10 protein-coding genes and 3 pseudogenes are annotated in these 20,523 nt (G+C 33.6%); 7 read left to right on the forward strand and 6 right to left on the reverse strand.

Going from position 1 to position 20,523, the window contains the following annotated elements:
• Positions 1–295 precede the first annotated feature (295 nt).
• The 4 genes and pseudogenes from WP_RS07885 to WP_RS01965 all read left to right on the forward strand — a co-directional run.
• Positions 296–405, forward strand: a pseudogene (locus WP_RS07885) (transposase); the annotation flags it as partial.
• A gap of 98 nt (positions 406–503) precedes the next feature.
• Positions 504–1,179: pseudogene (locus WP_RS07105) on the forward strand (IS6 family transposase).
• Between the two features lie 278 nt (positions 1,180–1,457).
• Positions 1,458–2,411: a D-alanine--D-alanine ligase gene (locus WP_RS01960; protein ID WP_012481821.1), complete on the forward strand. Its 954-nt coding sequence runs from the start codon at positions 1,458–1,460 to the stop codon at positions 2,409–2,411.
• Complete coding sequence (locus WP_RS01965) at positions 2,392–3,150, forward strand: cell division protein FtsQ/DivIB (protein WP_007302888.1); 759 nt, start codon at positions 2,392–2,394, stop codon at positions 3,148–3,150. The genes WP_RS01960 and WP_RS01965 overlap by 20 nt, the downstream gene beginning before the upstream one ends.
• 240 nt (positions 3,151–3,390) lie before the next feature.
• On the opposite strand, the gene WP_RS01970 is transcribed toward WP_RS01965, so the two are convergent.
• Positions 3,391–4,263, reverse strand: coding sequence for an IS982-like element ISWpi16 family transposase (locus WP_RS01970; protein ID WP_007301954.1), 873 nt, complete (start codon positions 4,261–4,263; stop codon positions 3,391–3,393).
• A gap of 94 nt (positions 4,264–4,357) precedes the next feature.
• On the opposite strand from WP_RS01970, the pseudogene WP_RS07945 reads away from it, so the two are divergent.
• Positions 4,358–4,519 (forward strand): annotated as a pseudogene (locus WP_RS07945) (Rpn family recombination-promoting nuclease/putative transposase); the annotation flags it as partial.
• Positions 4,520–4,524: 5 nt separating this feature from the next.
• Here WP_RS07945 and WP_RS01975 read toward each other — a convergent pair.
• On the reverse strand, positions 4,525–12,387 hold the full coding sequence (locus WP_RS01975) for a tetratricopeptide repeat protein (protein WP_007302887.1): 7,863 nt from the start codon (positions 12,385–12,387) through the stop codon (positions 4,525–4,527).
• A 685-nt stretch (positions 12,388–13,072) separates the two neighbouring features.
• On the opposite strand from WP_RS01975, the gene WP_RS01980 reads away from it, so the two are divergent.
• Both WP_RS01980 and WP_RS01985 read left to right on the forward strand, forming a co-directional pair.
• Positions 13,073–14,068, forward strand: a complete 996-nt coding sequence (locus WP_RS01980; protein ID WP_007302886.1) for an RDD family protein — start codon at positions 13,073–13,075, stop codon at positions 14,066–14,068.
• A gap of 245 nt (positions 14,069–14,313) precedes the next feature.
• On the forward strand, positions 14,314–17,034 hold the full coding sequence (locus WP_RS01985) for an ankyrin repeat domain-containing protein (RefSeq protein ID WP_007302885.1): 2,721 nt from the start codon (positions 14,314–14,316) through the stop codon (positions 17,032–17,034).
• Between the two features lie 323 nt (positions 17,035–17,357).
• Here the strand turns inward: WP_RS01985 and WP_RS01990 are convergent, their stop codons facing one another.
• The 4 genes from WP_RS01990 to WP_RS02005 are packed head-to-tail and all read right to left on the reverse strand — an operon-like array spanning position 17,358 to position 20,476.
• Positions 17,358–18,845 (reverse strand): recombinase family protein, encoded by a 1,488-nt coding sequence (locus WP_RS01990; RefSeq protein ID WP_007302884.1) that lies wholly within the window; start codon positions 18,843–18,845, stop codon positions 17,358–17,360.
• A 9-nt stretch (positions 18,846–18,854) separates the two neighbouring features.
• Positions 18,855–19,286, reverse strand: coding sequence for a DUF2924 domain-containing protein (locus tag WP_RS01995; RefSeq protein WP_007302883.1), 432 nt, complete (start codon positions 19,284–19,286; stop codon positions 18,855–18,857).
• Positions 19,287–19,290: 4 nt separating this feature from the next.
• Positions 19,291–19,740 (reverse strand): ankyrin repeat domain-containing protein, encoded by a 450-nt coding sequence (locus WP_RS02000; protein ID WP_007302882.1) that lies wholly within the window; start codon positions 19,738–19,740, stop codon positions 19,291–19,293.
• Positions 19,741–19,765: 25 nt separating this feature from the next.
• Positions 19,766–20,476 carry an ankyrin repeat domain-containing protein gene (locus WP_RS02005; protein ID WP_007302881.1) on the reverse strand — a complete coding sequence of 237 codons (711 nt, stop codon included), beginning with the start codon at positions 20,474–20,476 and terminating at the stop codon, positions 19,766–19,768.
• Positions 20,477–20,523 lie beyond the last annotated feature (47 nt).

A 20,523-nucleotide genomic window follows, 5' to 3' on the forward strand; every position in this document is an offset into this window, starting at 1 on the left:
TTTATATTTTACAGAAAGTTACTAACAATTAATTTAATTTCCTTCAGCTTCAGAAATATACTATAAATTAGCACCATAAAAATCTTGAATGTTTACTTTTTCAAAAACATAAAAACATCGTATATTTGCGAGAATAAGTGCGTAAAAATAGGGTTATAAAAATAGAATTTTGAAATCTCTGCAACAAAATTAGGCAAAACAGTTCGTATATAGATATTGATTAAATGGGCTAATATAGGTGATTTTAGTATATAGTAAAATTACTATAAAGAAAAGTTCGCACGGATCTAGCGGTAGCGGCATGGGGTACAGAGATATAGCGTCGCATGTTGAAGAAATTTATGATCACACAAAATATCGGCAGCAGAGATATCAAGTATCACTGACAAATTGCTACCTTCAGTATGGCCTTTTTTGGTTCTGTCGCATCTATAAATCCTGGTATGTAACATTTGTAGGAAAGTAGAAAAGAAGTGATATGATCATCTAAAAAAAAAGCAAAGATGTTTCGTATTAGTTCAAAATTATTGCCATATTTCAAAGGATTTAGCTTTTCAGCAGAGATAATAATGTTATCTGTATATATGAAATGTAGATTCTCTTTGAGCTATCGAGATTTGGAAGAAATGCTGAGTATAAGGGGAGCAAAATGCTACGTTACAAAGGTGGGTTATCACCACTGATAGATGAAGCGGTAAGGAAAAGGAAGAAGCAGGTTGGCAGTAGCTGGAGAGACCTACGTTAAATTAAACGGCAAATGGGTTTATCTATACAGAGCACTATTGGTAATACTGTAGACTTTCTGTTGTGTGCTCGTAGAGACAAGTCTGCGGCACTTGCGTTCTTTCGTAAAGCCTTTAGAGAGAATAACCTTCCTGAGAAAGTAGTAATTGATAAAAGCGGCAGTAATACTGCTGCTCTTGATGATTTGAATACAGAAATTTCTGAAGATTGTAGAATCATGGTTTTTCAAATAAAATATCTAAATAATATTGTCGAACAAGATCATAGATTTATCAAAAAACGAATAAAGCCAATGCTTGGTTTTAAGAGCTTCCACTCCGCAAAGATACCATTACCGGCATAGAAAATATTCGTATGATTCAAAAAAGACAAATTATCGGGGCTAATGATAATGTTTCTACTTTTGAGAATTTTGCTATGCTAATTGCTCTATAACTCCCATAATCCCAGTTTAACGATCTTCTTGTACCACAATTTATAGATGCGACAGAACCAGTGGAAATCAAGTGGATTACAAAATTAAATTTTTAAAGAATATTACTGAAAAAGATCTTCCAGTTTTACTTGCAATCTGGTGTCTGATCATAAAGGAACCAGTTTGCATGACACCATCTGCAAGTTTCAATATCTGTACAGCTGTGGAATTTTTCAAAGCGTTTTTTCTATTGAAGATAAAAGTATCTTTTATATATGATATATAGCAAAATATTAGGGTGCTTATGGTTCCAAATATAGCAATTTTAAGTGGTGGATTTTCTTGCGAAAGAGAAATATCGCTTATGAGCGGAAAAGCAGTAAAGAAGGCGCTTGATAGCCTTTCATATAATGCAATAGAAATAGATGTTGATAGCAACATTGCTCAAAAGCTTAAAAAAACTAATCCCGCTCTTGCTTTTATTGCCCTACATGGACCTTATGGTGAAGATGGCTGTATTCAAGGTTTACTGGAGATTTTAGGTATAAAATATACACACTCAGAAGTTATGGCTTCGGCTGTTGCTATGAATAAAGTGATGTCAAAGCATATATTCCATTCTCTTAATATCGACACTCCAAGAGGCTATGTAATTAGTCGAGAAGATGTGCTAAAAAATAATATTAAAGTTGATTATCCGTACGTCTTAAAACCGATTAACGAAGGCTCAAGCATTGGAGTACACATGATTTTCTCACATGAGGATTACTTAGAGCTGAAAAATAATAGTTCTACTATAATGGAAAAGATGATCATAGAAGAATACATACCGGGTATAGAGTTACATACTGCTGTATTACTGAATGAAGCAATTGGCACTATGGAAATACGACCGAAAAATAAATTCTATGATTATGAAGCAAAGTATACAGATGGATTTGCAGAACATATATTTCCTGCTGAAATTCCTAACAACATATATAGAATAACCTTGGAACACGCGTTAAAAGTTCATCAATTTTTAGGATGTAAAACTGTTTCCCGCTCAGACTTCCGTTATAATCCCCAAAATAACACTTTAAAAATGCTTGAGGTTAATACACATCCTGGCTTTACTGAATTGTCGTTAGTACCAGAAATTGCAAAATTGACAAGAGGAATTGATTTTAATGAATTAGTCAAAATTATTGTCGAAGACAGTTTACACCACAGGAATATTAGAGATCAAGCCGATGTTGAACAATGTTACTAGAAGCCAAAGAAGTTTTTTGCGCAAGTGCGCTCTTGTTATTATCACTGCACTTTTTCTCACATTAGTACTTTATAGTTCACTTGATAAAATAACAAATCGATTCAATTACTACTTTACTTGGTGTAACAATCGCTTATCGAGCTTATTACTTAGCAATGGATTTTTAATCGACAAAGTAACCGTTACTGGAAACAAATTTACAAATGAAAAGGACATTCTAAGTTTAGTAGATAGAACGCAACCTATCATGTATGTATCACTCTCAAAACTAACAGATAATATACAATCTGTAAGCAAATGGATAAAATATGTAAAAATTTATAGAATTTTACCTAATACCTTACACATTGATGTAGATGAACATACACCTTTCGCTCTTTGGAAAGATGATAACAGAACTTCAGTAATTGATTCTGAAGGTAAAGTGATCGTAAATGACTACCCGATAGATAACCTCGTTGTAATTAAAGGACAAAATTCGTTATCAAATCTAAAATTCATTAAAGATATACTAGAGAGAAAAACTCAATTAAGTGATCATATTTCTTCTTGTATTTATGTAGGAAATAGAAGATGGAATATCATACTCGATGACAGTTCCACAGTAAAATTGCCTGAAGATAATCCTTATAGCGCATGGGATTATTTAAGCCACTTGCAAAATACAACCGACTTTACTTTTAGCAATTGGAGCATAATTGATATGCGTGTTGCTGATAAGATCTTTGTGAAGAAGTGATCTGCTCGGTGCTCCTTTTCATTTCATGCAAGTAGCCCTTTCTCTGTCATCCGAGTAGCTTAAAACTGGAATCCAGATTGCAAGTAATTGATTAGGTTGGGTGAGTATGGGTTTTGGTTCTGTCGCATCTATAAATTGTGGTACAAGAAGATCGTTAAACTGGGATTATGGGAGTTATAGAGCAATTAGCATAGCAAAATTCTCAAAAGTAGAAACATTATCATTAACCTCAGTTATGGATTAGCCGATAAAGAAAGGCATAGAAATAGAAGGCTTTTTGGACTGCATGGAGTAGGAAATCAGAACAGAAAAAACATGAATTAGGAAATTTGTTGGCGATCTATGTCTTGTATGCTCAATCTCAAATTTGTTTTTCAAGGAATCAAAAACAGTCTCAATAATCGACCTTTTCCTTAATAAAATCTTCTCTTTAAGTGAAATTAGTGCGTTTTTCATACCTTTTTTTACTTTAGTGACTAACTTTAGGCCTCTATCGAAGAGTTTCTCAAAAAGCTCTTTCTTTATATAGCCCTTATCTCCAAACAAAAGTCCGGTCAGTCTTTTAGTGAGAGTTGGTAAAGGTTTTCTGTCATCAACGTTACCTTTGGTTAGGGTAAGTGCTTGAATTTCACCAATTTCGTTAATCACTAAGTGCAACTTGAAGCCAAAAAACCAACCATACGTACTCTTACTAATTTCTGCTAGATGATTAAAAACTTTATTCCTAGAGATCCTTTTTTTGTGGCAAACGGCAATCGTAGAGGTGTCGATGTAGGAAGTGCCGGTCATTTTCGCTTGTTCACAGAACCATTGCAAAAGTAATGCTAAATACCACAAAACTCGCGGCTTTAAGGCAATAAATCTGTGATATGAAGGCAGCTTTGAAAACTCTGATCTATAGAATAACTGAAGATAACAAAGATAAAAAGCCTTGAAGTTTTTACATGGTGATTTATGGTATAACAGGATTATGGTTAGAATTTCTGAGTGCGCTATTTCTGGTACTCTGGTTGGTTTTTTGCCGTTTGATAAGAACCTATTTGCAAAATTATCATCTACCGCACGACAAAAATCCTCGACGCAACAGTACAGTTCTGTAATATCTTTCTTCATGGGTAACCTCTTATTATTACTAAAATACTCGAGTTTACCCTGTTTCCCTCTTCTTAGTTATACTTTTATCTATTTTCTAATCCATAACTGAGGTCAAAAAGGTAAAATTGAAGGTATAGCAGAGGGTGAACAACAGGCTAAAATAGCTGTGGCCAAAAATCTACTTAGTGCTGGAGTCTCTACTGACATCATATCACAAACCACAGGTCTTTCTCTTGATGAGATCAAACAGTTACAGGCAGAAAAGATCACATAGTCCCCTCAATTTATCGCTCTGCTCATTCCTTTAACTACTGATGTTCCATTTAAGAATATATCCGGCTTTTTAGATACCTCTACTTTCCTTGAAACTTCCTGATCTAAGACTTTAGAAGGCCTTTCTACTTTCTGTTGTAGCAGTACTGTTTCTTTTTCCTCTTTTAAATTGCTTCTCAAATGATCTAGAAACTTATCAGTTTGTTTAAGTTCTGGACATGCTTCTTTTGCAAATAAATATAAGGTTTTTGCTATTTCAGAAAATCTTCCATCTATTATTTTTCCAATTATAGCTGATTGCACTGCCACGGGATCAAAGTTTAGATTTGTCAATGATACTCCTGACTTAATAGCAGTTTTATTCAACACTTTCTCAAATCTATTTGTAACATTTAGTGCATAACCTCTCGCTTCTAATAAAGGTATAGATTGATCTACTGTAGATATATATTGTTTACCCGTAAACTTTCTTACAAGCACATCAAGTAACATTATCGTACCATTTACATCCATTTTTGCATCTACTTGTGAGATTGGACTTTTAGTACTTGATACTACTTCAGGTTTAGAACTTAATAATCCACTCACAGAGCTCCTTATCCAACCAAATAAATCATTTATCCATGAAGATGATCTTGTACCACTACTTGCTATTACCTCAGGTTGATTGTTTAAATCCATAACAAGAGATTTTCGTGATGAGTAAACATGATGATCCCTGTGATGATGACGACGTTTGCGGTGTTGTGTTGTTTCTACTCCTTCTTGATTAAAACTAAAAACATCATCGTACACTTGATCCTTATGTTCTTTTTTCACAACATTAACTTCTCTTGCTGTACTTATTTCTTTCTCATGATCTTTTAACACTATCTCTTTATCAACAAATTTTATTGATAACGTTTTCATCTTAGGTGTTTTATAGAATTTACTAAGTGTAATACTGCAAAAATCATCTTTAGTAATAGTCGAATCAAAAGCATTAGTTATTATTAGATCATGACCATTACTACGAACAAACGTATTGTTTCCTCCTTTTCTAGGCGTGATAAGCTCAGCATCTTTCTCCACATCTTGACCCGTTACCACAATAATTTCTTTATCCTTTTCAAAGATCAAAGGTAGTGGCTTTAATTCTAATTCAGAACTTATTTTCATAGGCGCACTATCTGAGATAATATGAAGATTTTCATACCAATCCAAACCGTCTTTTAATCTTACTGTTAGCACTTCTAATAAAAAACTTTGTCCCATTTCTGCTTCTAACCTAACTAGCAAATCATTTCCATCTTGAAAAATTCTTGGCAGATTAATATGTATTTTCAAATCATCTTGTATTATTTTTATCACGTTACGTAAATCTAACGTATCTATAGAACTTGCTTGATCAGGATTGTAGATGTTTATTTGTGGCATAGAAAAAATATTATGTTCATATCTTTGCTCACCTGAGGCTATAGTAATTACGTATATGTTTTTACCACCATTTCCAATTAAGTGACTGTTATAGATTGGATTATTGTAAATTACCTCACACTTCCCATAGCCAACAAGTATAGATTCATCACCATCTTGAACAGCGATAGTCATATTGAGTTTATTTGCTATAGCTGGGTAACTTTCTATAATTTCATCAATAGTTTTATTAGTATTCTGTATTGCATACAAGTTTCTTTCCTTACCTACTTTTATTTCAGCACTGTCTTTTAATTGATAGATTATATTGTTCATTATGTTATATGAGATAGATATACTAAAGTTACTATTTGCAACTTTTGAGGAAAAATCGAACTTTATACTATTGTGATCTTTAATATCAATACTCTGAATATCAGCAAGCAAGTAGTCGAATATAAACCTATGGTTATTTTCGAAATTAGCAAGTAATTTAACAGATGCACTACCTTTTTGAAATGGTACAATATAGTTAAAGTTACCTTTGAGTGCTAGATTATTTACTTCAGTGTAATTTCTAACTATTACTTGTATATCATAGACACAGTTATTATCTTTTATTTCCAAATAATCAAGTTGATCTTCCTTACCACCATTACCATCCAAGAATTTAGTTTCACATGCACTAAATATATGATCTGCCTTAGCTTTTCTACCAAGCACTCTTTCTACTGAATTAATTTGAAATCCAGAATAACCATATCTGTTGTACACAATAGTGCCAATATTTGTATTTAAATACACATTCACACTCACAGCTTCTTGAGCAAATCCAGTCAGATCTAAGGTATCAATTCCATCTTCTCCGTACAAGGACCCTTCTATCAGATCTCCCTGTAAAACAAAGATATCATTCTTATTTCCCCCATAATATTCTTTAGACCCATCATTCACTACAAATACGTTCGGACTATCCTTAAATCCCCTGGCATAATCTTCACCTTCTCCTAAATTAATTAGATTATATCCTTCTATCTTGTTATTAGATAAACCAATCGCATTTTCGCATAAATATGACCCATAATTTGGAGCAGGTTCGTCATTTCCCTGCGAGAAACAAAACAATTTTCCACCACTTGGATTATTCGGCCTTGCTCTACTCCATTTTATATCGGTTCCTTTTCCATCAAGCAGTACTTTACTGTCTAAGTCTATCTTAAACTTAACTTTGCATTCTTCAGTGTAAAGTGTAACATTAATTCTTCTCATGCATAATTCTCCAAATCCAGCGCCATCACACTGAAGCACTTGGTATGGCACCTGACGACAAGAACTAACAACTGATTGACCAGTAGGGAATACATAACTTTGAATATCATTATGCTGCTTCAAATACTCAAATCCTTGCTTAACTAATTGGTTGTAAAGTTGTTTTTCTTCTATTAATTCTTCTATATATTGTTCAGGTTGCATACCTATAAATGCACGCAATCCTTCAATAAATTTTTCTCTTCCACTTAAGTGAATCAATTGATCAATCTTATCAACTCTCTTTACTGCCATGTAAACATCAGTACCAATAAATACTACATCTCCAATTTCTGCTCCAATTAGTCCAGTAACACTTGATATTCCTTCTAATATTTCAAAACCTTCAGCAACTTCGATGCCAATCTCTGCAGTATTAACACCTAGGTAAATACTATCTCCTACTACGCCAACTAATTCTTCTTCCGTACCGTTTCTAAATGCTTCTACCTGATTTACCAGATCATAAACAACAAAGGTAGAAGTACCACGAGCAAGAAAAGAAGATGCTACTCTTAAAGATTTACCGAGTAATGCTTTTCCTTCTGAGAGTAAATTTAATCCTTTACGAGATGCAACTTCAGCAACTTTAGCAAATCCTTGACCACCTGCTATAAAACCAATATTAATTGCTACACCCTGATAATCTCTGTTTAAAAAATCAGCTAAAATATTTTTAGCCATCATTCCATGCATAGTTATGCTAGAGATTTTTTTTACTCTATTTAAATGATTCATAACCTTCTGATTACTGGTAAGCTTATTGATTAAATCATGAAACTCACCTGTAACTTCAACTTTACCTGCTAGCTCAATTAGCTGAGAACGTTTTTCTTCTGGTATATCTTTTATATAGTCAATAAACTTTTTACTATCTATTTTAATTTTACTAAAATCTCTTTTCTCATCTTTTTCTGTATTGAATTCATCTACGTCTTCCCAAGACAGTTCACATTTCCCAATTTTTGCTTCTCTTCTGTTCCTTAATGAACTCGTACTCGGCAAACATTCTTCAACTTTACTCCTTTGATATATTGCAGAAGCCCTTTCTAGTAAATCTTTTGCTCTCTGAACATTACCTAAAGCTCCATCGGCAATAGCTAAATCTTCTAAGGCTATAGCTACTTCAAAATGATTTTCTCCATAATGCTTCTCTAAAATAGGTAAAGCCCTTTCTAGCAACTTTTTTACTCCCTGAGTATCACCTAAACCTCTATAGGCGATACTCAAATTTACTAATATTTTACTTACTTCAACATGATCTCTTTCATGATATTTCTCTAAAATAGATAAAGCTCTTTCTAGCACCTCTTTTGCTTCCTGATTATCACCTAAGGCTATATAATCAGTGCCTAAACTTTCCAGAACCATACCTATTTCAAAATGCTCTTCCCCATAGTGCTTCTCTAAAATAGGTAAAGCTCTCTCTAGCAACTCTTTTGCTCCTTGATAATTATCAAAGTATCTATAGATGGTACTTAAATTTACTAATATTTTAGCTACTTCAACATGATTTTCTCCATAATGATTCTCTAAAATAGGCAAAGCTCTTTCTAGCAACTCTTCTGCTCTTCCATAATCATCTAAAGCTATATAAGTGATACCTTGATTTGTTTTAGCTATAGCTACCTGAAAATGATCTTCTCCATAATAATTTTCTAAAATAGGTAGTGCCCTTTCTAGTAACTCTTTTGCTGTCTGATAATCACCAAAACCTCTACAAGCAATACTAAGATTTACTAACATTTTAGCTGACTCAAAGTGCTCTTCTTCATAATTGTCACCTAAAATAGAGAATACTCTTTCTATTGACTTTTTCGCTCTTTCATAATCACCTAAAGATCCATAAGCAATACTCAGGTTTATTAGTACTTGAGCTAATGAAGAACGATCCTCCCGATAATGATTCTCTAAAATGGGAAAGGCCCTTTCTAGTAACTCTTTCGCTGTCTGATAATCATCTAAAGCTCGATAGCTGATACTCAGATTTACCAGTGTTCTAACTAATTGAAAACGCTCTTCTTCATAATCTTGCTTTTCAATTTTTAAAGCTCTTTCTAGCAAATCTTTTGCTCTTTGGTAATCACCTAAAACTAGATAACTGTTGCTTAGATTTACTAGTCTTTTAAATACTTCAAAATGATCTTCTCCGTAATGCTTTTCTAAAATAGGCAAAACCCTTTCTAGCAACTCCTTTTCTCTTTTGGGATTACCCAAATTAAAATACCCATCACTCATCCATGTCAACAAATTTTCAAGATAATCCTTTTCTATTTTTTCTTTATCTTGAGGGTTCTTTTTTAACCAACTATCTATACGTGATAAAAATGCCTCTAAGTGCGGTAATAATTCTCGTTTCTTTAAATAGTCTTCTAATTTATCACCATTATAAGGAAAACTTGCTCTGAGTAGCTCGAAAGTCTCTTTCATAACTTCCTTATTCTTACCTTTCTCTACCAACGCTATTTTTGTCACTTCTTGAACTAATTTATGAATACTCAACACACCTTGCTCTTGTTCACCATTAACCATAGAATATTTTATAAGTAAACGAACAGCAGACCTTAATTCCTCTTCATTATTTCCTGTCAAATCTAAAAAGAATTCTCTACTAATATTGTCAGGTGCAAGATAAGAGATAACATCAAGAATCCTTAAAGCTAAATTTCCATGCTTTTCATTGCTTGCTATCTTATCGGTTGTAATCTTCCAAGTTGTGAAAGTTGTTTTTGCATAGTTATTATCAATTCCTCTAAATCCTTCATAATTAAGCAAATCTTTCGCTTTTTTCTCATATTCCTTTAGGTAATCATCTATATCAAATTTTCTAGTAACTCTTTGATCTTCAATATATGATATTGCTTGCTGTATAGCTAAAGGAAAGTGTTGTAATTTCTCTACCAAAGCTTTTATCTTTTCATTTTGAGATTCATCTTCTATAATCAAGCCCTTTTTTACAAATTCTATCGCTTCTTCTGACTTTAATTCGTTCAGATTAATAACTTCTATCCCCCTTTCCCACTCTCGATTACGAGAAGTAATTAAAATATAAGGTCCATTACCACCCGGTAATGAATCATGAATTGGTAAAAACTTATTCAAATAATTACTTTTCTCGGCATCATCAAAAATAAACAAGCTTTTACTATTACTAAAAAAATTGTAAACTTCTTCTACGATAGATCTTATATCCTTTTCTTTTCCATTTGCATCTTTTGTATCAATTTTTAGCTTATCCTTCGCTAATCGAGTAAATGATTCAACAAGAGCTATCTCACTTTCAGCATTGATCCATATAACGTTGTCATAACAATCTTTACTATATTCTTGAACATATTGTCTAGCTAACTCAGTTTTTCCTATTCCTCCTAAACCGCTAATTGAGGTTATTTGTGATATTACTGTTACTTTTTCTGAATTAAGTTGTATCTTATTATGTAGGTCAATTAACTCTTCCCTTCTTCCAGCAAACAAAATTACTGGCTTTTTCACATTAAACCAAATAGGCTTTCTTACTTGCTCTCTTGCTACAACTGCATCATATATCTTATCAAGCTTTTTATCTATTTTCTCGAAACTTTTTTCACTTTCTTTCCTTCCTTCTACAATAGAATCTGCTATCTTGTGACGTTGCCTACTGGCTTCCTGATATTGACTCATTAATTCATCAAAGACTCCCTTAATCTCATTTTGATTACTTTCTATGTAACCTGATAACTCATTAAAATTCTTACCTATATAATCCTCTAATTCATTGAAGTTTTTTTCAGCTTCCTGTTCCATTTCTCCTTTGAATTTGCTTAGTAACCTCTCTTCGACTAACTTCGGATCTTGCTTATTAATCTCATTCAATAATTCATCTTCCCATTCTTCATTTGTTTTCCCATCTGACTTTAAAACATACCTATACTCTTCTCTGGGAGGATTTTCTTCACTGTATTCTTTCATGAATTTTTTTATTTTATTTTCCAACTCCCACTTCAAAAGAAGACGATAGCCATATTTGCTAGTATCACTCTTTCCGTCTATTCTCCTATAGTATTTATCAGCACGACCATCGCTCTTTATCGTTACTAATCCCGCTTTATCAAATATTTCTGCAGTATTCCATGAATTTTTACTTTCTAAAGTATGTCCTAGCTTAATATGAGGAACACCAGTGTAGGTTTGTTTATATCTTTTTGATTTTCCAAAAATAATACCCTCAGTAATTGAGGAAGCACAAAGCTCTTTTTCAGTATTTTTTCTATAGTAATCAACCACTCTATTCACAGCATCTTCTGCTAATTTTGTCATTGCTCTCCGCCAACTTCCTTCTGCTGTTACTTGTATAAATTGGCTCTCAAAACTTTGAAAGATTTCAATACCAGATTTTACTAACTCTTCCCTGACTTTGATTGGATCCTTTTTAAATATATACAATTGATCTATCAGCTTTTTAAGCTCTGCTCTATTATAACTACTACCAATGCTGGATATTGTTGCTCGAAGAATGTTAATTCCAATAAGAGGAATTACTTTTGATTCCGCTTCTCCTTGTTCTGTTCCACCTTTTCCTATATATATTATCATATTAACAAAATCAGCCCATTTACCTTGCTTTCCTCTTTGATTTTCTAGTCTCTCATAGTACTCTGATAAAGAGCGTTCATAAATAAAAACAAAATCTTCAACAAACTTTCTTAGCTTTTCATGTACTTCCTCCTCCTGTGCAGAAAGTCCTTTTACTTGATCAGAAAATTTTTTTAAATGTTCTTCTAGAGTCCTAATAATCTCTCCCTTATTTTGTTGCTTAGCAATATCTAGTGGAGTTTTACCTTGATTATTTTTAATATTTGGGTCTATACCAGACACATTCAAAAGAAGTTCAACAATGTCTTGATGATTTTTGCTTACAGCAACATGTAGTGGTGTATTACCACCATCATTGAGATCAATATCATTAATATTTTCTACTTGAGTAAGTAACCCTTCAATTTCACTAATCTTATTTAGCTGAGGATTATCCGTTCTATGCTCACGTATCGCAAGAAACAACTTGGCAATATTAATATCATTAGGGTTATATTGACGTCTTATTCTATTTTTAAATTGAAAAGATTTTTCTTCCCTATCTAACTTAACTGCTTGTGAATCTGTCCTGAGATAATCTATTACCTTCACCATAAAGTTAATTACTTATTTTATATTTAAATTTAAGATCATATTAGATTTTATTATATATTAGTAAATGAAATCGATAATACAAGTAACTTTTATAGATATTGTATCTTTAGGCTATTTTATTTAAGTTTTTGAGTTAAGCTTGTAGAAGGGCTTTGTTCTATCTTTAAATTTCGTTTTTGCTATAAATCACCTAAAATTTTCTTTACTATTGTCAAATCAATTATTATTAATCTAGCAACATATTACACTAATAATTTAAATAAAATAACCATTTCTAGGACTCGAAATCAAGAGACGAGAGAAGAGTTTGTTTTAGGATGCGTTGGTCTACCACGTGTACCGTTCGAACTTTTTTATATGGTGATTTCACTGTACGCTAAAACCAACTATATTAGCCTACTTTAGCCATGTTTACATACGAACTGTTTTGTATAACTTCGTTGCAAAGATTGCAAGCTTCTATTTTTATAACCTTATTTTTACGCAACTTGTTCTCAAAAATATACGACCTTTTTATGTTTTTTGGAGAAAGTAAATAATTCAATTTGTTGTGATGCTAAAGGAACCCATGTTTTCTATATGAATGCAAATATTTCTCATGCTCTCAACCAGCAGTACAAGCAACCAATTTTACTATTATTTAACCGCTAACGTGATACATTAGATAATGGTGTTAGGTATAAAAATGGATGCTAAAGTAAGCCATGCAGAAATTACTAAACGTGTTGCAGCATGTGTAGTCGATGCAATAATATTTCTATCCTTTTATTTATTCACTTTGTTCATATCATCAGATAAATCCTTTACTGAATTTTTTAATTATATCTTTTCTGACACTGCTATAATCTCCACGTCAATTCAAGGGGAAGTATTAGAAACATTACTGTTTATAGCACTAGAAACATTAATGATAACAAAGTTTGGCTGGACTCCTGGAAAATTGCTATTTGGTATATACATAAAGGATGCAAATACACTTAAAAACGTTGCTTTAATGCAAGCAGTGATAAGGAGTACTCTTAAGGTGCTCTTGTTGAGCTGTATTTCTAACTGGTTCTTCATTTTACCAATTTTAGTTTTAATATTTGCAACATTTGATCAACGTAAACAGACTTTTTATGATAAAACTATAAAAACAGTGGTAATTGACTACAAACCTGAAAAACATCACTTAAATTTAAACTGTGTGGGGATAATTAGGCGCGCAGTAGCATATATTATAGACCATTTTATTATTATTGGAATTTCTTTAGCTTTTTTCTCTTTCGTACAAATAGCTTTTGATCCTATTAAAGCTGATTTATTAACCACATACTTATTTTTTCTACTATCAATAATATTTGGAGTATTCATGATGAGAAGATTTAGCGGTACTCCAGGACAACTATTGTGCGGTATTCACATAAAAGATGCAAATACACTTGAAAATATCACTTTAGTACAGGCAACAGTCAGGTACGTTTTGTTTGAAGCTTTTAATGTATTCATACCGTGTTATATTTTGTCTCTAGAAGAATTCTGTAATCAGCATAATTCTGAAAAGTGGTCTGGAGCTTTATTAACATTAACATTTGTAGTTATAATATTAATTTTTATATTCGCAATACTCGACAAACGCAAGCAGCTTTTTTACGATAAAATTGCAAAAACAGTGGCAATATACTACAAATCTTCAAGATAATTTTCTTCTTGCTATAATTGATAATATATGCCTACTGTAGTTGATGTGATTCTTTTAATACTAGTTTCAAGTAAACTATGCGATTTCTTACAATATAAAATTAATTTTCCATCCACATGGAAAAAATTATTGACACTCAAAATATCTGCGCTAAAGATTAGTCTGTATTTGGTATTTACATAAACTGTTTATAACCATTTAGTTTTATAGTGTGGGTAGTTTTAGTTATACTTAATGGTAATAAAATGCATGTGAATCAGCAACAATCCAGTAATGGTACAATTAATAAAATTGTTCAGCTACTACAGTCTGGTACTTTTAAGCAAAAAAATCTTAGTGATAAAATTAGTCATGAAGAAATAAGCAGATTAGTAAATGATATTATAAGTTCAAGTGAAGATAATACAGTTAAACTTCATCGTTCAAAACGAGGTATAGGAAATGATATATATAAAATAGCAACCTATATATATCGTTGGTATCAGCTGTCAAAAAAACTAGGTTGGGATCGTAGTTCACAGGTAGTTACGCGGCACTTAGGCACACAAAGTGGACAGCAGAAGGCTTTAGATACAGCCAGGGGTGCTTTAGGTGAGGTAGAAACTTTAGGTGATCTTATAGATACTCTTAAACGTTTTCTGTATCCTACAGGAGTGCCACAAGTTACAGAAGTGCCTCAGGTTACGGAAGTATCATATACTACAGATGGGCAACAAGTTACAACAGAAGGGCAATTAGTCACCGAAAAGCAACAAATTACAGAAGTACCTAGGGTTACAGAGAGACAGCAGGTTGCTGCTGAGCAAGATAATTTAGATGAAGAGGGATTCTTTGTAGCAAAAGGAAAGGATGAAAAAGGTGATATTCCTTTAGATGAAGGTTCAGGTTATGTAGATATAGCTGGATACTTTACGGAGAAAGGGCAACAAGTTACAGAAGTGCCACACACTACAGAGGGACAACAAGTTACAGAAGTGTCTCAGGTCACAAGAGGGCAACAGGTTACAGAGAGACAGCAAGTTACAACAGAAACGCAGCGAGTTACAGAAAGGCAACAAGTTACAAGAAGACAACGAACTACAGAAGTGCCTCAGGTCACAGAAAGGCAACAAGTCACAAGAAGACAACAAGTTACAGAAGTGCCTCAGGTCACAGAGAGACAACAGACTACGGGAAGACAGCAAGTTACAACAGAAATTTCACAAACTACAGAGGGACAGCAGGTTACGGAGGATTATAGTAATACATCTTTGCACGATGCTGCTGAGCAAGGTAATTTAAATGCAGTGAAATACTTTGTAGAAAGAGGGGCTGATGTTAATGCTAGAAATAAAGGAGAGAATACACCTTTGCATTTCGCTGCTAAGCGAGATAATTTGGATATAGTAAAGTACTTAGTGGAAAAAGGTGCTGACATTGATGCTAAGGATGGATGGACGGGACGTACACCTCTTTATATTGCTGCTGAACGAGGTAATTTAGAAGTTGTAAAATATCTAGTTGATAAAGGGGCTGATTTAAATAGTAAATTAAATGATTATGATAAAACACCCATACACGAAGTTGTTTTTCATTTAGACATGGTAAAATACTTTACAGATAAGAGAGCTGATGTTAAAGACACCGATGGCAACACACTTCTACATTTAGCTGCTCGATATGGTAGGCTGGATGCGGTAGAGTATCTCATAGAAAATGGTGCTGATATTAATGCTAAAGATAGGTATGGTAGAAAAACACCTTTGCATTGGGCAGTTTGGAACAACCAATTAGATGTAGTAAAATACCTTGTGAAAAAAGGAGCTGACATCAATGTTGCCGATGAGCATGAGGGACCTTTACATTTAGCTGCTGCAAAAGGTCACCTAGATATAGTAAAATACCTTATAGAGAAAGGAGCTAATATCAACACCGAAGCTAGTAGATCTGGTCGTACCTCTCTACACTTTGCTGCTCAAAGAGGCAGTTTAGAAGTTGTGAAATATCTAATTAATAAGGGAGCTGATTTAAACACTAAGGATAAGAATGGCGAAATTCCTTTACATTATGCTGTTAAAAGTTGTCACTTGGACATAGTAAAGTACTTAGTAGAGAAAGGGGCGGATGTTAATGCTAGGAATACAGAAGGTGAAACAGCTCTTATTATAGCTTTCAATACCCAAGATTATTATTGTGATAGACGACTAGATATGATGAAGTACCTAATAGACAAGGGAGCTGATGTTAATGCTAGAAATGAACAAGACAGATCAGTTTTATGCTTAGCTGCTGGTGATCGTAGATGGAATGACTTCGATTTTCTCATAGAAAATGGTGCTGATATTAATGCTAAAAGTAGATGTGGCGGCAATACACTTTTACATTTTGCTATTATGGGTAATCAGTATTGGTGTCATAGGTGTATTTACCCATCACCATCATCATTAAATACAATAAAATATCTTGTGGAAAGAGGAGCTAATGCTAATGTTGAAGATAATGATGGTGAAACACCATTAGATATTGCAAAAAGTAGAGGCTATTCACAAATTGTTGAATTTCTGTCGTCTTACCAACACGGAGACCGTAATCGCCGTGATATAGTACCAAGCAATTCATGGATGAACAATAGTGTTGTCATTTGGGTTAAAGGTCTAATATCGTCTACAGGATCTCCAGCTTTACTTACTTCTAGAGGACACAATAGTACTACTGTTACTTCTGTACCGGAAATAAACACTACTGTAGTAAATAACACACTATTATTAGGTATTCTAGCTGCTAGTCTGTTTAACAAAACACAATATAAGCAACCAATTCATGAAAGTCTTTTATCACCAAGAGAGCAGCTTATGAGGAATATAGACGACTCAAGTAGACTTTTGGAGGAATCTCTACAAAAAGCCAAAGAAGAGGGATGGAGTAGTCCTAGTACTGATGTGAATGAAGTGAAAATTAGTGACAACAAGACTGGAATGTGGAAATGAATGGAGGTTTCTCTAGCTTGATGTTTATTCTTTTTAAGATTGTGTTGAGCTAAAAGAAAACTGCAGGCTGGTCTATTTTTTCGATCTTTGTACTTGGCCTTGGCGTATTATACAGCTCAGTATGCTAATACAACTAATCACTTGCCATATTAAAGGTTACAGCGTCACTATAAAACATGGCTAAACTGGAGAAGTTTGGCTCTTACACAATAATTTTAGAGCTCTGGTGTCATTTCGTATATAAGTTAAGATTATTACTATTTTCATTATATAATTAAGCTTTTAACACTGATTTCCCCAATTTCTGGCACATCGATCTCCTGTTACTTTTGTAAATTAAGACCATAAAACTTCTCCATCTGCTCACCCCAAAGCATCGGTATTTCTCTTAAATCCACTAACCTCAAACCCCTTGGCTGCCTCCCATTTACTATATCTTCTTTAATTTTTGGTGCTAAATAATTTAATCTTAAAATTTGTTGTATACGTCTTGTACCTATATTAACTTTAGCACTCAGCTCTTTTATATTTGCGTATTTTCCTTCCTCTAGCTGACGTTTCCATAGGTGAGCCCTCACCACTGCTTTCAGTAATGCATTGTTTGTTTTCCCCTCTGGCTCTACTACTGTGCATTTGTTTCCTTTCTTTTTTATTGGTATAAATTCCACCTTATCCTCTGAGCTCACCTCTATTCCATCTTCTTTTACCATTACTCCCTTTATTAACTTTTTCACTACTTCTTTCTGTTTTCCAAAACTTAAATTTTTCCATTCTTCTCCACATTTTTCATATAAATCTTCTGCTCTTTTCATCACTTCTTTTTCCACTTTTCCTGCTACTACTGTTCGATTTACCGATTCACAACTTTTTCCTCTTAAATGGTTATTACATATATAATATCGGTACCTTTTATTCTCTTTTTTTGAGTACGTCAAAGTCATATTTACATCACAGCTTTTGCACTTAATTATTCCCCTAAGCAGCGCTTCCTCATATTTTGCTTTTCTATATGGCTGATTCCTTATTAATTCTTGTGCTTTTTGCCACTTTTCCTCTTCTATTATTGCTTCATGTTTTCCTTCATACTCTTTCTCATAATGCCGTATTTTTCCCATATATATTGGATTTGTTATTATTCTCCTCACCGTTGCTTTTTTAAAGATATCAAACCTTGCTTTCGTTCTGTAACCTTGACTATTTAACTCCCTTGCCAATTCTGCCATTGATTTTAGCTCCATATACCTCTCAAATATATGTTTTACCGTCTTTGCTTCTTTTCCATTTATTATTAATTCCTTATCTTTCACATCATACCCAAGCGGTAAAGTTCCACCCATCCATAATCCTTGTTCTTTTGATGTTGCTATTTTATTTTTTACTCTTTCTACGATCATTTCTCTTTCTAGTTGCGCTGCTCCTGATAATACCGTTTGTACAAATTTTCCCATTGGTGTGTTATTATCAAATATCTGCGTTACTGCTATAAAATTTACTCGGTGCCTTCTAAAAAATGATGTCACTTCTATGCTGTCTTTTGTTTCTCTTGATAGCCTATCGAGCGTATATACTACTACACAATCTACTTCTCCTGCCTTTACATCTTCAAATAATTCTTTTATTGCTGGTCTTTCTAAGTTTTTTCCTGAATATCCGCCATCATCGTACCTTTTTGCCAATGCTACCCATCCTTCTCGGCTTTTTATATATTTTTCACATGCTACACGTTGCGCATCAAGACTATTAAACTTTTGTTCTAGACCATCTTCATTTGATTTTCTCGTATATATTGCACATCTTACTTCTTTTAGCATTCTCTCTCCTCAATTTCCACTTTTGTCACGCATCCCGAATAATAAAGGTCCGTTGTAGCTCATTCCCATTATTTTCCCGGCTACTGCTGACAATGACGTATAAAATTCTTCTCTGTAGATTAAACCCTTATCTGTTACCATTATTGCATGTGTTTCTTCACCCCTTTCTAATATCAGCTCTGTTCCTGCTACTGGCAGTTTATCGCTACTTATTCTTTTTCCCTTCTCTAGTCGATCTGCTAGATATTCTAGTCTTTTTGCCCCCTTTCTTGATATTTCTCCATGCACTTTCTCCTGTAACCTATACGCCAATCTTGGTATCAGGTACTTCTTTGAATGTCTAGGTGCCTCTTCCCCATATACCTTCTTCCATATTTTTCTCATTTCACCCAAAGGTTTTTTCTCTAAATTCATTACTTTCTTTTCTATTTCTTTCTCCATATTTTTAGCCCTTCATAAATAGCTTTTCAATTCTGTCTATTTCTTTCTTCAATATTTCAGTGATCTCCTTACTGTTTTTCGCATAATCCATTGCTGTCATTCCAAATTTATCCGCTTGTTCTATTTCTCCTCCAGCCTTCACTAATTCTTTCACTATCTCTTTTTCGCCTATCATGCATGCAAGGTGCAGCGGTGTGCATTTATTTCCATATTCTTCCGCATTTACATTCCCTCCTGATTTTATCAATTCCCTCACGATTTCTAGACGTTTCTCCGTTACCGCTAGGTGCAGTGCTGTGTATCCTTCTACATCTTTAGCATTCACATTCGCTCCTTTTTCGACTAATAATCTCACTGTTTTTGCGTCTACTGCATAATGTAGTTCCCTTTTCGTCTCTTTCTTTTTAAATGAGCTCTCTAATAGAGATTTCTCTTTCTTACCAAGCTTTATCATAATCTACCCCTACCTTTCTTTAAACCTAAGCCTTCCTTTTCACCACCTCATCTATCATCTCATTTACTTGGCTCATTATTTTGCTTGCTAAATTTTCACATTCTTCCTTTATTAGTGATTTGTCTCTCTTTCTTATTTCTCCTATCTCTATTATTTTTAGCTCCGGCATGTAGCTTCCATTCAACATGTCTGCTATTTCTCCCACTAGCCCCTCTATTCCATAGCACGTCAGTTCTCTACTTTTTGTTATTCCTCCTTTTTCTCTCAAAAATTTACTTGCCTTTTCACTCTCTTTGCTATCACATAGGCAATACTTTTCACTTTCCCAGATGTAATACATTGGTGTTGCACCATACTTATTCAGTTGATTAACTTCAGCTCCGGCCTTCACTAGCTCTTTTATTATTTCAACTCCTGCTCCTCCTATTTTGCACGCAGAGTGGAGTGGCGTACATCCAGTGACATATTGAGTAGCATTTACTTCCGCTCCTTCTCTTAGCAGCACTTTTACATTTTCTAAGCTTTTCGCAAATACTGCACAGTGCAGAGGTGTATAACCATTTTTATCTCTTGCATTTACCTCTGCTCCTTTCTTTATTAAGAACCTCACTGTTTTGTAATTGGAGATTTCTACTGCTTGGTGTAATATCGTCTCTCCTTCTTCATTTCTTTTATTAATATCCTTACTTGATACTTCTTTACAAAACTTACTAAAAGATTCTTTGCTAAACTTCATACTTACCTCACAAAATTAGCTTTTCTAGCGCCAGACAAATTTCTTAT

Source organism: Wolbachia endosymbiont of Culex quinquefasciatus Pel (assembly GCF_000073005.1).
Taxonomy (GTDB): Bacteria; Pseudomonadota; Alphaproteobacteria; order Rickettsiales; family Anaplasmataceae; genus Wolbachia.

What these genes read in the sequence shown, in the direction of transcription:
- WP_RS01965 (WP_007302888.1), top strand. Translation starts at nt 2,392, where the DNA reads ATGTTGAACAATGTTACTAGAAGCCAAAGAAGTTTTTTGCGCAAGTGC.
- WP_RS01970 (WP_007301954.1), bottom strand. Translation starts at nt 4,263, where the DNA reads ATGAAGAAAGATATTACAGAACTGTACTGTTGCGTCGAGGATTTTTGT.
- WP_RS01975 (WP_007302887.1), bottom strand. Translation starts at nt 12,387, where the DNA reads ATGGTGAAGGTAATAGATTATCTCAGGACAGATTCACAAGCAGTTAAG.
- WP_RS01980 (WP_007302886.1), top strand. Translation starts at nt 13,073, where the DNA reads ATGGATGCTAAAGTAAGCCATGCAGAAATTACTAAACGTGTTGCAGCA.
- WP_RS01985 (WP_007302885.1), top strand. Translation starts at nt 14,314, where the DNA reads ATGCATGTGAATCAGCAACAATCCAGTAATGGTACAATTAATAAAATT.
- WP_RS01990 (WP_007302884.1), bottom strand. Translation starts at nt 18,845, where the DNA reads ATGCTAAAAGAAGTAAGATGTGCAATATATACGAGAAAATCAAATGAA.
- WP_RS01995 (WP_007302883.1), bottom strand. Translation starts at nt 19,286, where the DNA reads ATGGAGAAAGAAATAGAAAAGAAAGTAATGAATTTAGAGAAAAAACCT.
- WP_RS02000 (WP_007302882.1), bottom strand. Translation starts at nt 19,740, where the DNA reads ATGATAAAGCTTGGTAAGAAAGAGAAATCTCTATTAGAGAGCTCATTT.
- WP_RS02005 (WP_007302881.1), bottom strand. Translation starts at nt 20,476, where the DNA reads ATGAAGTTTAGCAAAGAATCTTTTAGTAAGTTTTGTAAAGAAGTATCA.